Here is a 14,130-nt window from a genome sequence, read left to right as displayed (position 1 = left end):
GGCCCACCGAAGGCGGGCAAGCCTCCGCGTCCCTTGGACTCCGTAGCCTTCGCGAAGGAGGCTCCGCGGTGAACCCCTCAGCGCCCTGCCTTCACCCCGCCGGTGCGCCGTGCGTATTCCCGCGCCTGGTACATGAAGGCCTCGATGCGGGTATCTTCGCTGGCCTGCTCGGTGCCGTCATAGACCAGGTTGAGGAAGGGGAAGCCGCCCTCCTCGTCCTTGACGCGCTTGATGACGGCGTGGGCGATGGTGCCCGGCATGCAGGTGAAGGGCATGGTGCTGATGATGCCGGCCGCGCCCTTGCGGACGAAATCCAGCGCCTTGCCCACGGTCAGCACCGCTTCCCCCTCGAAGCTGCGGTGGAGGTAAGGGCCGCTCAGCCCCAGCACGTCGCGCGTCGGCGGCTCGTCCGCGTTGCGCAGATACCCGTGGAAGGAGCGCACCAGCGCGTGCTCGTCGTGGCGCATCACCCAGTCCTTGACCAGGTTGGTGGTCCACAGCTTGAGGTCGTTGTCGAGCCAACTGCGCATCGCGCGGCGGAAGTTGCGGTAGAGGAACCACTCATAGACCGGCGCCATCCACACCTCGCCCCCCAGCGCCTCGACCTGCTCCACCAGGTGGTTGTTGCTGAAGCGGTTGGCGCGCACGAAGATCTCGCCCACCACCCCGATCACCGGCCGCGGCTGGGAGCGGTCCACCGCCACCGTCTCGAACGCGCGCCGCGCCTGCGCCAGCACCGGCGGCAGCGGCCGGTCGCCGCGCACCGCCTCGCAGACGCATTCCAGGTAATGCCGATAAACGCGCTCGGCCTGCCCTGAGCTTGCCGAACGGGTGGCGCCGGGCTCGACTTCGTAGGGGCGGGTTTCATGCAGTGCCTTGGACAGCAGGTCCACGGCGACGATGGCCTGCCACGCCGCGCGCAGGAACTTGCGCCCCAGCATCCCCATGTCGTTGTAGAAGCTGGCGGCCTGGTTGGGGGCGTAGATGGGAACGTCGGCGTAGCCGATGTCGTCGAGCACCATGCGCTGCAGGGCGCTGTACTGGCCGAAGCGGCAGGGCCCGCCCGAGCCGCCCATGAAGAACGCGTACCGGTCGCGGTCGAAATCGGGACGCATCGCGTACTTGACCATGTCGCCGGTGGTGACGATGCAGGGGTAGCATTCCTTGCCCGAGGTGTGCTGGCGCCCCCAGAACAGGGTCTCGGCGTCGCTCTCCGCCATGACCCGGGCGGACATGCCGCTGGCCTCCATCGCCGCCGCCAACCCGAAGGCGTGGTCCGACATGTAGGGCACGAGCAGGGTGCGCTTGGAGCCGGGGGTGATGGTGAGGGTGCGCAGGCGCGCGCCGGTAGCCAGCTCGCGGCCGTCGGCGGCGGCGATGCTGTCGAGGAAGGCCTCGCAGCGGGTGATCATGCCGGCGTCGGCGCTGTGCTCGTCCACCTCGATCTGCAGGTAGGGCTTGTCGCCCATGCGCTGGCGGAAAAACCGCGTGATGAACGAGTCCGGCCCGCAGCCGAAGTTGGTGAGATAGACCGAGGTCAAGCGCGGGTCGTTGGCGACGAGCTCGGCGGCGGCGAGGATCTTCTGCCCGTAGCGCCAGTACATGTTGGGCCACTCCGCGGCGAGCTGCACCGTCTCCAGCGGCAGGAAGTCCATGGGCACGGGCAGGATGCCGAGGTCGCGCAGCTTGCGCGGCAGCTCGAGGTTGGCGCCGGGATCGCAGCCGTTGTAGGAGCGGCTGATGATGACCACTGCCTTGTCGTCGGGCGCAAGGTCGGCGAGGATCTCCTCCCCGCGCCGGCGGCAGGCGTCCTGGAAGTTGTCCCACGCGACCAGCCCGGCGTTGAGCGCGCCCATGATCGCCTCGCGGCCCTTGCCCAGGTACCGCGCGGCCATGCCCCCCAGCACGCGCAGCAGGTGGTCGGCGCCGAGGTACATGTAGAGCACCGGCGCCAGCAGCTTCACCCCGGCGGCCTCGGGGTTGACCGCCGACTTGACGGTGTAGGGGAAGCTCTGGATGTAGGGGCAGACAAAGCTGTCGGTGACGCCGTCCTCGGGGCGCGGGAGGTTGATGACGCTGGGCAGGAACAGGTAGTCCAGGTCCTGGTCGAGCAGGTCCATGACGTGGCCGAGGGCGACCTTCATGGGGAAACAGGTCTCGACCACCGAGCCCTCGGCGCCGCGGTGGATGATGCGCTTGTTGGTCGCTTCGGAGGTGACGACGCGGCAGCCGAGCTCGGTGAAGAACGCGTGCCACAGCGGGAACAGCTCGTGGAAGAGCAGGCTGCGGGGGACGCCGACGCGGGGGGCGTTCGCCGGCAGCTCCGCCTTCGGTTGGTAGGCGTTGAGCAGCAGCTCGGTGCGCTCGGCGAAGAGGTCGGGCAGCTCGTCGCCGCGCCCCGAGCGGCGCTCGACGTCGTACTTCTCGCAGCGGCTGCCGTAGAAGCGCGCGCGCTCGCCCGCGACCGTCACCACGTTGACCTCGCAGCGGTTGGGGCAGTCCTTGCACTCGAAGGAACGCACCTCGTAGCTGCGCTCGGACAGGTCGAAGCCCTTGAACTTGCTGCCAACGCCGGCATCGGCCTCCATCGCCAGCAGCGCGCAGCCGATGGCGCCGGTGACCTCGTGGTGGGCGGGGACGGTGATGTGCTTGCCGGTGACGCGGGCGAAGGCGGCGGCCACTCCCTGGTTGTAGGCGACCCCGCCCTGGAAGAAGATGTGATCGCCCACGCGCTTGCCCGCCACCACGCGGTTGAGGTAGTTATGGACGATGGAGTAGCTCAGCCCCGCCACCAGGTCGTCGGTGGGGATGCCCGCCTGCTGGTGGCGCACCAGCTCCGATTCCATGAAGACCGTGCAGCGCTCGCCCAGGTTGGCGGGGGCGGCGGCGGCCAGCGCCAACTCTTCGAACTGCTGCTTGATGCTGATGCCCAGCTTCTCCGCTTGCTCCTCGAGAAACGAGCCGGTGCCGGCGGCGCAGACCTTGTTCATCTCGAAGTCCACGATCGCGCCGCCGTCGAGGGAGATGTACTTCGAGTCCTGGCCGCCGATCTCGAAGATGGTATCCACTCGCGGGTCGGCCGCGACCGCGCCGCGCGCCTGGGCGGTGATCTCATTCTTGACGACATCGGCGCCGATGAAGTCGCCGATCAGGTAGCGCCCGGAGCCGGTGGTGGACGCGCCGCGAATGTCAACGCAATCGCCCACCTCCTCCCCGATCTCGCGCAGGCCGCGGCGCACCGCCTCGATGGGCGCGCCCGCCGTCATCAGGTAGCGTTTGGCGAGCACACGCCGCTGTGCGTCGAGCACCACCAGGTTGGTGCTGATGGAGCCGACGTCCACCCCCAGGTAGGCGGGGACCCTTCGATTTCCCTCAGGGCAAGCGCGCGCGCCGGGGGCGGGCGGCGCAGCCATCTCCGCCTGATGATAGGTGACCATCCCCAGCGCCGGCCCCAGGGCCTCCATGGTCGCCGCCGCCGGGCGCTCCCCGCGGGTGTCGAGGAAGGCGTTGAGGCGCTCCAGCCCCGCCCAGCCACCCGCGGCGACCCCCTGCCGGCGCGCGGCGAAGACCGCGCCGATGGCGCCCATGACCGCGAAGCGCTCGGGCACGCGCAGGTCATCCGCCCCCAGCGCCAGCACCTCGTGGAAGGCGCGCACGATGCCGGGGTTGGCGGCCACCCCCCCGTGGAAATAGACCGGCGGTTCGAGGGTGCGGGCGGAGCCGACGGTGCTCTTGAAGTTGCGCGCCATGGCGAAGCACAGCCCGGCGACGATGTCATGCGACGGCGTGGCCTTCTGCTGGAGGTGGATCATGTCGGACTTGGCGAAGACGCTGCAGCGGCCGGCCAGCCGCGGGGGATGCTCGGACTTGAGGGCGAGCTCGCCGAACTGCTCGATGGACAGCCCCAGGCGGTGGGCCTGCTGATCCAGGAACGATCCCGTGCCGGCGGCGCAGATGGTGTTCATGGCGAAATCGGCCACGGCGATAGGTGGCGCAGCCGTCTCGGCTGCGAAGTCATTGGCAGGCGGGACGCCCTTCGACAAGCTCAGGACAGGCTCTGCCCCACCCTCGTCGGGCTTGAGGAACAGCAGCTTCGAGTCCTCGCCGCCGATCTCGATGATGGTGCGGGCGTCTGGGTGCAGCGCGGCGGCGGCCGCCGCCTGGGCCACGACCTCGTTGACGAGATGGGCCTCCAGCACCTCCGCCAGCAGCTTGCCGCCGGCGCCGGTGACCGCGACCACGCCGATGCGGTCGGCGGGCGTGCGCTCCAGCAGGTCCGCCAGCAGGTCGCGGGCGGCGCGCAGGGGTTGCCCGTGGTGGCGGCGATAGTGGTGTTCGACGATGTTGCCGGCGGCGTCGAGCAGGGCTGCCTTGACGCTCACCGAGCCGAGATCAACGCCGAGGTCCAATCCCTCGGATTGCGGCGAAGGGCTAACGCTCACTGGTGGAAGGCTCCTGTGTGGCAGGTCCGTCCCGCCGTCGCCCTGCGGGCCGTGGCGCGCAAAGCTCGGGCGGGGCGCCGGTGCCACATCTAACCGCAAATGCATGGAGCATGTTACCGGAGGACCGGAGAAAGGTCAACGGTGCACGCAGATGCGAGCAGGCGGCATGATCTGGCCGCTCAGCGTGGCGATCGCCACCAGAATGTGAGGTGCGGCCCGGAGCCTGCCCTGGGCACAGCCGAACCGCGGTAGCGGCTCGGCATCTGTGGCCGGGGCCGTCGCCTCACCCGGCGACGATGTTGACCAGCTTGTCGGGCACCACGACGATGTTGCGCACCGTCTTGCCCGCGAGGAACGCCTGCGCTTTCTCGCTCTCCAGGGCGAGTTGCTTGAGGCGCTCCTCATCGGCGCCCGCGGCCACCATCAGCCGGTCGCGCACCTTGCCGTTGACCTGCACCACCAGCGTTACCTCTTCCTCTCTCGCGATCCGCGCGTCGGCCTGGGGCCACGCCGCCTGGAACATCGAGGTCGCGTCGCCCAGGATACCGAGTTCCTCGGCGAGTTCGTCCGCCAGGTGGGGGGCGAACGGCGACAGCAGCACCGGCAGCGTGGCCATCGCTTCGCTCAGCGCCGCCCGGTCGGCGGGCGGGAGCGCGGCGGGAGCGTCGCCCGCAAGGTCGCTCACCTGCGTTACCAGCTCCATGAGCGCGCTAATGGCGGTGTTGTGGTGGAGGCGCTCGATGTCGGCGGTGACTTTGGCGATGGTCTGGTGTGTCTTGCGCCGCAGGGCGCTCCCCGCGGACGACGGTTGACTGGACTCCAGCGTCGCCGCCCAATCGCGATCGAACACGGGCTCCGCGCCGCTGATGAGGCGCCAGGTGCGACCGATGAAACGATAGAGCCCCTCCGCGCCGGCCTCGCTCCACTCGGCCGGCTCGCCCGGGGGGGCGATGAAGAGGATGAAGAGCCGCGCCGTGTCCGCGCCGTAGCGCTCGCACATGCCGTCGGGAGAGGCGATGTTGCCGCGCGATTTGCTCATCTTCTTGCCGCCGAGGCTGATCACGCCGTGGTTGAATAGGCGCTGAAACGGCTCCTCGAACTCGATCAGGCCCAGATCGTGCAGGGCCATGCAGAAGAACCGCGCGTAGATGAGATGCATAGTCGCGTGCTCGCGCCCGCCGATGTAGAGGTCCACCGGCATCCAATAGCGCACCGCTTCGGGGTCGAAGGCGCGCTCGGCGTCATGGGGGCTGGTATAACGGAGGAAATACCACGACGAGCAGACGAAGGTGTCCATGGTGTCCACATCGCGCCGTGCCTTGCCACCGCACTCCGGGCACGTGGTGTTAACGAACTGCGGCACCGCCTCCAGCGGTGACCCGCCCTTGCCGGTAAAGGGCGCCTGCGGCGGCAGCAGCACGGGCAGATCTCGCTCCGGCACCGGCACCGTCCCGCACTGGTCGCAGTAGATGATGGGAATGGGCGCGCCCCAGTAGCGCTGGCGTGAGATGAGCCAGTCACGCAGACGGTATTTGACCGTGCGCCGGCCGATACCCATGTGCTCCATCCCGTCGGCGATCGCCCGCCACCCCTCCTCGCTGGGCAGACCGTCAAAGCGGCCGGAGTTGACCTGCACCCCGGACTCCACGTAAGCCTCGGGCATGGTCGCCGGATCGAGCGTCGCGCCCGGCGGGTTGATGACCACGCGGATCGGCAGGCCGTAGCGCCGGGCGAACTCGAAGTCGCGCTGGTCGTGCGCGGGCACGGCCATGATGGCGCCGGTGCCGTAGCCCATGAGGACGTAGTCGGCGACCCACACCGGCGCCCGCTCGTCGGTCATCGGGTTGACCGCGTAGGCACCGGTGAAGACGCCGTCCTTGGCGGTGTCGGCGATGCGTTCGAGCTCGGCCTTCTTGCGCGCCTGCTCGCGATAGGCGGTCACCGCCGTGCGCTGCTCGCCGCTGATGATCTCGTTCACCAGCGGGTGCTCGGGCGCCAGCACCACGTAGGTAACGCCGAAGACGGTGTCCGGCCGGGTCGTATAAACGGCGACCCGGTGCGGGGAATCGGCGATAGCCATGTCGAACTCGACGCCCTCGCTGCGCCCGATCCAGTTGCGCTGCATGAGCTTGACGTCTTCGGGCCAGTCAATCTTGTCGTGGCCGGCGAGCAGACGGTCGGCGTACTGGGTGGTGCGGTAGAACCACTGCTCCATCTCCTTCGGCGCGACCGCGGTGTCGCACCGCTCGCAGAGCCCGCCGATGACCTGCTCGTTGGCCAGCGCGGTCGCGCACGATGGGCACCAGTTGACGGGAGCCCGCTGCTTGAAGGCCAGCCCAGCCCGGTAGAGCTGGAGGAACAGCCACTGCGTCCACTTGTAGTACTCGGGCCGGGAGGTGTTGACCTCGCGGCTCCAGTCGAAGGAGTAGCCCATGCGCCGAAGCTGCTGCTCCATCTGCGCCACGTTGTGTTCGGTCCAAGCGGCGGGATGAACGCCGCGCTTGATCGCCGCGTTCTCGGCATTCAGCCCGAAGGCATCGAAACCCGTGCAGTGCAGCACATGCTCGCCGCGCATGACGTGGTAGCGCGCCATCACGTCGCCAACAGTGTAGTTGCGAACATGCCCCCAGTGCAGGTCACCCGAGGGATAGGCGAACATGTCGAGGTAGTAGAACTTCGGCTGGTGCGAGCGATCGGGCGCTTCGAACAGACGCGCTTGCGCCCATCGCTGCTGCCATTTCGCCTCGAGCGGCTGCGGCTCGTACCTATCGGTCACCATGTCCTCCTGCGCTTATGTCATCCTGAGTGGCTAGGCCGAAGGCCGCCACGGCGGTCGCGCAGCGACCTAGCCGCCGGAGGCGAAGGGCCTGCCCTGAGCGAAGCCGAAGGCATCTTGGCCGGGCAGACATCGAGGGCAAGATCCTTCACTTCGTTCACCAGAATGACGTACGTTCCGCCCTCAGCCTCCCAGCGCCCGCTTCACCCCCCACGCCGCCAGGATGAGCGCCGTCAACGCCATCGCCGCGTACAGCAGCGCGAACCTCTCCGCGCGCGAGAAGTGGAAATGCCGCCAGTTGGCCGCCGCCGTCGCGAATCCCACGAACACCAGCCCCGGCAGCGCCGGCGCCTCTGACGCGGTCACCGCCGAGACGGCGGCGAAAGCCGCCGGCACCACCAGGTAAACCCCGAACAGCGCCCACAGCGTGCCGCGCAGATTCATTCCCAGCCGCCACACCGCGGCCACGAACAGCGCCATGAACAGGAAGTCGCCGGCGCCCACCGAGCTGAGCAGCGGCACCGGCAGTTCCGCAGCCGCCGCCCCGGGCACGGCGGCGCTGAACTGCTTGACCACCTCCGGCGCCCGTCTGCCGATCTCCGCCACAAATCCCCAATAGACGCCCCAGGTGTCCACCGCAGCCGCCGCCACCACCACCGGCACCAGCATGTTGCGCTCCCGGATCACGCGCGAGGCCAGCGCGCCCGCGAACAACGCCGCCAGCACCAGCGACAGATCGCCCAGCAACGAAACATGGGCCGCCCGCGCAGCGCCGAAAGCGGCGGCGAAGGCCAGCCCTGCTCCCAGTTGCCCTTTCCATGACAGGGGCAGTCGGCACGCCAGCACCACCATCGCCAGCGCGATCAGGATGTACGCGATCCCCGCCACCACCGCCAGGCCCACCAGCAGCGGCCCCGGCTTGAGCGCGGCGAGCGCCCGTGGCCCCGCCAGCAGCCCGAGCCCCAGGTAGGCGGCCGCCGCCAGCGCCAGCATTCGCCAGCGGCGCACTTCCCCGCGCGCGGCGTCGGTCGGCTCTGGCTTAGTGCGGTCGTTGACTTCCATCTTGCTCCGGCGGCCCATCGGCCGTGCCTGCGCGCAGCGGCGCAGGCGCGTCAGCGCGGCGGGCGCAGGATCACGAACCCGGCCACCAGCAAGCCCACCCCCACGATGCCCGCCAGCGCCCACAACACCGCCGCGTAAGCTATGAACATCGCCTCGTCGGGAGTGGCGGCGACGCGCAGTTCCTGCACCGCCACGATCCCCCGCGCCAGGGAGGCCACCACCACCGCCGCTCCCACCGCCCGGCACAGGAACGCGGCCGAGATGAGGCGGGCGGCGGCTCGCCCCGGCTCCGCCATCGCCTTGCGCGCGCGCAGGCCGAGGCGCTTCTCCTGCGGCAGGCGCGGCCCTCCTTCCTGCTCGAGCCGGGGATCCAGGTAAGCGCCGCAGTTGGAGCATGCCAATTCGCTCTCGCGCACCGGCAGGTGGCACTGCGGGCACACGCCCACGACCGCGCTGGCTCCGTGCAGCCACTCGTTGCACGCCTGGCAGTGCTGCAAGGTGCGAGCGTTCTGCCGCCCGCACCGCGGGCACTCCATGATCACCCGCATAGCGAGTCGTCCCCCGCCGGCCCTGGCGCTTGTCTTCGGGGTGACGCCCCCTGACCGCCGGCACGACGCCAGCGCCGCGACGCCGCTGGCAGTCAGAGGTCGTCCCCGACCCTGCCGAATCGGCGTCGGCGCCGCTGGTATTCCGCCAGCGCGGCGAGCAAGTCCTGGCGCCGGAAATCAGGCCACAGCGTCGGCACCACCACGATCTCGGCGTAGGCGATCTCCCACAGCAAGTAGTTGCTCACGCGCATCTCCCCGCCGGTGCGCACCAGCAGGTCCGGATCCGGCACCTCCGGCGCATAAAGGTGGTGAGCGAGACGCTCCTCCGATACGTCCTCCGGCCGCAGGTCGCCGGACGCGACCTGCGCCGCCATCGCTCGCGCCGCATCCGCGATCTCGGCGCGACCGCCGTAATTGATCGCCAGATGGAAGCGCAGACCGGAGTTTTTCGCGGTGACCTCCTCCGCCTGCTCCAGGATCGTCCGCACCCGCGGCGGCAACTCGTGCAGCCGGCCGATGGCGCGCACCCGCACGTTGCGCTCGTGCATCTCCGGCAGCTCGACGCGCATCTTCTCCGCGATCAGGTGCATCAGGCCCGCGACCTCTTCCCGCGGGCGCGCCCAGTTTTCCGACGAGAACGTGTACAGCGTGAGCACACCGATGCCCACCTCGTCGCACAGCTCCACCGCCGCGCGCACGCTCTCCGCTCCCGCCTGGTGGCCCATGACGCGCGGCAGCGACCGCTCCTGCGCCCAGCGGCCGTTGCCGTCCATGATAATGGCCACGTGGCGCGGCAACCGTTCGCGGTCGAGCGTCGCCATCAGCTCCTCGGCCGTGGGCGGGGGCGGGGGCTCGCAGGGATGTCGTTTCATGCCGGGGTCTGCTCGCGCGCCCGCCGGCACGGGCGCGCCGGGGCCACCGAGGCCGCGACCACCAGGGACAGGGTGCGCGGCCCTACCACCGCCTGACCGACAACCCGCTGGGGGCCGCTAGGGGCCGCTGACGGCGGCGTAGTGACGGCCAGCTCCGCGACCTCCCACCCCGCCTCCGTCGCCCGCCGTCGCGCCTGCTGCGGGTCGAGACCGATGAGCGGGGGCGGTGCGCTGCCGGTCACGCTCACACCTCCATGATCTCCGCCGCCTTCGCTTCTTGGAGCCGGTCCACCTCCCGCGTGTGGGCGTCGGTGGCTTTCTGCACCTGGTCCTGGGCGCGCCGCGCGTCGTCCTCCGAGATGTCGCCCGCCTTCTGCAGCTTGCGCAACTTCTCGACCGCTTCGCGGCGGAGATTGCGGATCGCGACCCGGCTCTCCTCCGCCTTGCGGCCCACCAGCTTGGCGAGATCCCGGCGGCGCTCCTCACTCAGTTCCGGCACCGGCACCCGCAGGAGGCGGCCGTCGGTCGAGGGGTTGAGGCCGAGATCGGACCGGGTGAGCGCGTTGCGGATGGCGCCGATCAGGGTCTGGTCCCAGGGCGCGATGATCAGCATCCGCGGCTCGGGCGCGGAAATGGTAGCGAGCTGGTTGAGGGGCATGTGGGTGTCGTAGGCCTCAACCGTGATGCGGTCGAGCAACGCGGGGTTGGCGCGGCCGCTGCGAATGGTAGCGAACTCACGCCGCGTCGCTTCCAGCGCCTGATCCATGTGGTGCGCGGTTTCGTCCAAGACCCCGGCCACGGGATCTGTCGTCATGGTTAGCCTCCCTGGCGCACCCGGCCCGGGATGACGCGCCTGCCCCGGCTCGTCGGCTCGCGGCCCGATCCGACATCATGGCGACGCTTCGGTGCTCCCGGTCGCGTCCTGGGGCGAGCGGCATGGCGCTACCCACCGCCGGGTGCCGATATGACGCTGCCGATGGCTTCGCCGAGCACCACGCGCTTGAGATTGCCCGGCTCCCGGATGTCGAAGAGGATGATAGGCAGGCCCGTGTCCTGGCTCAGCGAGACGGCGGTGGCGTCGAGCGCCTTGATGCGCCGCGTCAGCGCCTCCATGTAATCGAGACGAGCCAGCCGCTGGGCGCCCGCATCGAGCTTGGGGTCGCGGTCGTAGATCGCGTCCACGGTCGAGCCCTTGAGCAGCGCCTCGGCGCCCACCTCCGCCGCGCGCAGCGCCGCCGCGGTATCGGTGGTGAAGTACGGATTGCCGGTGCCGGCGGCGAAAATGACGATGCGTCCCTTCTCCAGGTGGCGCACCGCGCGCCGCCGGATGTAGGGCTCGGCCACCTCCTGCATCTGGATCGCGCTCTGCACGCGGGTATAGACCCCCAGCTTCTCCAGCGCATCCTGCAGCGCCAGGGCGTTGAGGACGCTGGCGAGCATGCCCATGTAGTCGGCGGTGGTACGCTCGATGTCAAAGGGCGCGCGGCTGCGCCCGCGGAAGATATTGCCCCCGCCGACCACGATTGCGATCTCGACCCCGATCTCGCGCACCTCCTTGAGCTCCTGCGCCAGCCGACGGACGCTGGCGGCGTCGATCCCGAACCGATCTCCGCCGGCGAAGATCTCGCCGCTGAGCTTGACCAGGATGCGCCTATACTTGGGTGCGCCCACTACTCCTCCGCCTCGCCGAGCTGAAACCTGGCGAAACGTCGAATGCGGACGTTCTCGCCCGTCTTGACGGCGACCTCCTTGCGCAGATCCTCGATCGTGCGGTCGGGATCGCGGATGAAGGGCTGCTCCAGCAGGCAGAACTCCTGGAAGTACTTCTCGAGCTTGCCGGCCGCGATCTTGTCCAGGATCTTCTCCGGCTTGCCCTCGCGCACGCTCTGCGCGCGGTAGATCTCCAGCTCCTTGTCGCGCACCGCTGGCGGCACCTCCTCGCGGCTCAGGTAGCGCGGATGCTGGGCCGCGATCTGCATCGCCACCTCGTGCGCGAGGCTCCGCAGTTCGGGCGTGCGCGCCACGAAGTCGGTCTCGCAGTTGACCTCGACCAGGACCCCGATCTTGCCGCCGGCGTGGACGTAGGATTCCACCACCCCCTCCGCCGTGGGGCGCGATTCGCGATGCGCGGCGCGCAGGATGCCCTGCTCGCGCAGGTGCTCGACTGCGCGCGCCACATCGCCGTCACACTGCTCGAGCGCGCGCTTGCAGTCCATGATCCCGGCGCCGCTGCGCTCGCGCAGATGCTTTACCTGCTCGGGTGTGATCGCCACGCGTGCCTCCTGAGATGGGTCCGCCGCGGGCGGACCAGGGCGAAAAACGGGGCGGCGGCGGGTGCTACCCGAACGCCTCCAACGGCTGCCCCGTCTCCTGGGCGAGGTGAGCGGAGTCCGTCTCCGCCGCCAGCAGATCGGCTGTGGAAACCGGCTCGGCGGCGGTCTCCTCGACCGCTTCGACCGGTTCGGCGGCGGCGGCGGCTTCCGCGTCGGCGGCGGCCTTCGCCTCCAGCGCCTCGCGCTCGCGCGCTCCCTCCAGCGCCGCCTCCGCAATCCGCGATGATACCAGGCGGATCGCCCGGATCGCGTCGTCATTGCCGGGGATCGGATAGTCCACTTCGTCCGGATCGCAGTTGGTATCAACCAGGGCGACGATCGGTATCTCCAACCGCCGCGCCTCGAGTACGGCGATATGTTCCTTCTTGACGTCCACGATGCAAACGACTGCCGGCAGTTGCTCCATGCCCTCGATCCCCGAGAGGATGCGCTCGAGCTTGGCGAGCTGCTCCAGCATGCGCGCGCGCTCGCCCTTGGGCCGCAACTCCAGCTCGCCGTCATCGCGCATTCGCCGCAGCTCCTTCATGCGCTCCACCCGCCGGCGAATGGTGCTGAAGTTGGTCAGCATGCCGCCCAGCCAGCGCTGGCTGACGCTGAACATCCCGGCTTGGGTCGCCGCCTCGCTCACCGACTCCTGGGCCTGCTTCTTGGTGCCCACGAACAGCACGCTGCCGCCGGCGGCGGTCTGCTCCCGCACGAAGTTGCACGCGCCCTCCAGCAGCCGCACCGTCTGGTGGAGATCTATGATATAGATGCCGTTGCGTCCCCCGTAGATATACCGCTTCATCTTCGGGTTCCAGCGCCGGGTCTGGTGGCCGAAGTGAACTCCCGCCTCCAGGAGCTCTTTCATCGAAACTAGCGCCAAGAGCCTGTCTCCTTTGGGTGATCCGCCGAAAAAAGCGTGTAAGACCTCTGCCGGCGCGCCGCTGGCGCGCAGACCGGCCCGTGCCTTACACAGCCAAGGCGTGATTCTCGGCGAATTCTATCACAAAAGCCGCCCCCACGCAAGAGCGCCGCCCCTCGAGCGCTGCCCCTCCACCCGCTTGTTGCTGCCGGCGTCTTGGCTCTGCCGCCTCGTGGGTACCAGGAGGTCCGGCCTGAGACACGAAGCGCCCACCCGCGCCCGGCGTCGCGCTGAGTCTTGGCCCCACTCCGTCACCTGTTCGGATCCAAACCTGGACGCCGACCACATGACACGGAGGTGTACGCCGGAGCGGCGGCGAATGGAGAGACAAATTATGGCCCGCAAGTGGCGCTGCGGCGTACTTGGTAGTCCCGCCCCCCGAGACGACAATGGCACTACGTGATGAGCTGGTCAAACAAGGCGACTTCCTCTTCCGCTGGCGCACCTATGTGCCGCTGCTGATCGTGCCCGTGGCGCTGGCGGCGCTCCGGGAGGGGCGGGCGCTGGAGCACGTGGTGGGTGGCCGGATCGTACCCTACTGGAGGCTGATGTCCGTGGCGGTTGCGCTGCTTGGGCTGGCAATCCGGTGCGTGGTTGGCGGTCATGCTCCCGCCAATACCTCCGGACGGAATACCGAACAGCAGGTGGCGGCGAGCTTGAACACCACCGGCATGTATTCGCTCGTGCGGCACCCGCTGTATCTCGGCAACTTCCTCTGCACGTTGGGCGTCGCGCTGATAATCCAGGTGTGGTGGTTCGTGGTCGTGTGCTGCCTTGCGTTCTGTCTCTACTACGAACGCATCGTCCTCGCGGAAGAGCGATTCCTGGCTCAGCGCTTCGGGGAGGCATTCGAGCGCTGGGCAAGCGCGACGCCGTGTTGGCTGCCGCGGCTGTCGCAGTGGCGACGGCCGTCACTTCCGTTCTCGTGGGAGACCGCGCTGCGCCGGGAGTTCAGCGGTTTCTTCCTGCTCGTGGCGTCGTTCGAGTTGGTGACGGTGCTGGGCGACGGCCTTGCGCATAACCGGTGGGCGCTTGACACGAGTACGAGGCTGGTGCTGGGTCTCGGCCTGGCGGCCTATGTCGTGCTGGCGGTGCTGAAGAGGAAAACCGGGGTTTTCCATGTCGAAGGCCGATAGCTTGGTCCCGCTGCGATGAGCGCCGTTAGCGAGCGGAGTCGCCAGGGAGCCCCCGCG

The 14,130-nt window shown here is 69.2% G+C and carries 11 protein-coding genes; 1 reads left to right on the top strand and 10 read right to left on the bottom strand.

The window, feature by feature from the left end:
• Positions 1 to 77: 77 nt before the first annotated feature.
• The 10 genes from VM221_06445 to rpsB all read right to left on the bottom strand — a co-directional run bounded on the left by VM221_06445 (position 78) and on the right by rpsB (position 12,898).
• Positions 78 to 4,442 carry an acyl-CoA dehydratase activase gene (locus tag VM221_06445; protein ID HUT74457.1) on the bottom strand — a complete coding sequence of 1,455 codons (4,365 nt, stop codon included), beginning with the start codon at positions 4,440 to 4,442 and terminating at the stop codon, positions 78 to 80.
• A 283-nt stretch (positions 4,443 to 4,725) separates the two neighbouring features.
• A complete protein-coding gene (gene leuS / locus VM221_06440) occupies positions 4,726 to 7,221 on the bottom strand; it encodes a leucine--tRNA ligase (protein HUT74456.1) in 2,496 nt (831 codons plus the stop codon).
• A gap of 180 nt (positions 7,222 to 7,401) precedes the next feature.
• The gene (locus VM221_06435; protein HUT74455.1) at positions 7,402 to 8,280 is read right to left on the bottom strand and encodes a hypothetical protein; all 879 of its coding nucleotides are present in this window, start codon (positions 8,278 to 8,280) and stop codon (positions 7,402 to 7,404) included.
• A gap of 50 nt (positions 8,281 to 8,330) precedes the next feature.
• Complete coding sequence (locus VM221_06430; GenBank protein HUT74454.1) at positions 8,331 to 8,828, bottom strand: zinc ribbon domain-containing protein; 498 nt, start codon at positions 8,826 to 8,828, stop codon at positions 8,331 to 8,333.
• Between the two features lie 92 nt (positions 8,829 to 8,920).
• Entirely contained in the window at positions 8,921 to 9,700 is a 780-nt protein-coding gene (locus VM221_06425; protein ID HUT74453.1) for an isoprenyl transferase, read from the bottom strand.
• On the bottom strand, positions 9,697 to 9,942 hold the full coding sequence (locus VM221_06420) for a hypothetical protein (protein ID HUT74452.1): 246 nt from the start codon (positions 9,940 to 9,942) through the stop codon (positions 9,697 to 9,699). The genes VM221_06425 and VM221_06420 overlap by 4 nt, the downstream gene beginning before the upstream one ends.
• Before the next feature lie 2 nt (positions 9,943 to 9,944).
• On the bottom strand, positions 9,945 to 10,466 hold the full coding sequence (gene frr, locus VM221_06415; GenBank protein ID HUT74451.1) for a ribosome recycling factor: 522 nt from the start codon (positions 10,464 to 10,466) through the stop codon (positions 9,945 to 9,947).
• Positions 10,467 to 10,642: 176 nt separating this feature from the next.
• A complete protein-coding gene (gene pyrH, locus VM221_06410; GenBank protein ID HUT74450.1) occupies positions 10,643 to 11,371 on the bottom strand; it encodes a UMP kinase in 729 nt (242 codons plus the stop codon).
• A complete protein-coding gene (locus tag VM221_06405; GenBank protein HUT74449.1) occupies positions 11,371 to 11,916 on the bottom strand; it encodes a translation elongation factor Ts in 546 nt (181 codons plus the stop codon). The genes pyrH and VM221_06405 overlap by 1 nt, the downstream gene beginning before the upstream one ends.
• Before the next feature lie 121 nt (positions 11,917 to 12,037).
• The gene (rpsB, locus tag VM221_06400) at positions 12,038 to 12,898 is read right to left on the bottom strand and encodes a 30S ribosomal protein S2 (protein ID HUT74448.1); all 861 of its coding nucleotides are present in this window, start codon (positions 12,896 to 12,898) and stop codon (positions 12,038 to 12,040) included.
• Between the two features lie 428 nt (positions 12,899 to 13,326).
• Between rpsB and VM221_06395 the strand changes: the two genes are divergently transcribed.
• A complete protein-coding gene (locus tag VM221_06395; protein HUT74447.1) occupies positions 13,327 to 14,073 on the top strand; it encodes an isoprenylcysteine carboxylmethyltransferase family protein in 747 nt (248 codons plus the stop codon).
• Positions 14,074 to 14,130: the final 57 nt, after the last annotated feature.

The sequence above is a fragment of the Armatimonadota bacterium genome (assembly GCA_035527535.1).
Taxonomy (GTDB): Bacteria; Armatimonadota; Hebobacteria.
The sequence above is the reverse complement of the archived record's forward strand: the minus strand, read 5'-3'. Positions and strand labels throughout refer to the sequence as shown.

Excerpts from the sequence above, each read along its gene's own strand:
- leuS (HUT74456.1), bottom strand. The coding sequence starts at position 7,221 with ATGGTGACCGATAGGTACGAGCCGCAGCCGCTCGAGGCGAAATGGCAG.
- VM221_06435 (HUT74455.1), bottom strand. The coding sequence starts at position 8,280 with ATGGAAGTCAACGACCGCACTAAGCCAGAGCCGACCGACGCCGCGCGC.
- VM221_06430 (HUT74454.1), bottom strand. The coding sequence starts at position 8,828 with ATGCGGGTGATCATGGAGTGCCCGCGGTGCGGGCGGCAGAACGCTCGC.
- VM221_06425 (HUT74453.1), bottom strand. The coding sequence starts at position 9,700 with ATGAAACGACATCCCTGCGAGCCCCCGCCCCCGCCCACGGCCGAGGAG.
- frr (HUT74451.1), bottom strand. The coding sequence starts at position 10,466 with ATGGATCAGGCGCTGGAAGCGACGCGGCGTGAGTTCGCTACCATTCGC.
- VM221_06405 (HUT74449.1), bottom strand. The coding sequence starts at position 11,916 with ATGGACTGCAAGCGCGCGCTCGAGCAGTGTGACGGCGATGTGGCGCGC.
- VM221_06395 (HUT74447.1), top strand. The coding sequence starts at position 13,327 with ATGGCACTACGTGATGAGCTGGTCAAACAAGGCGACTTCCTCTTCCGC.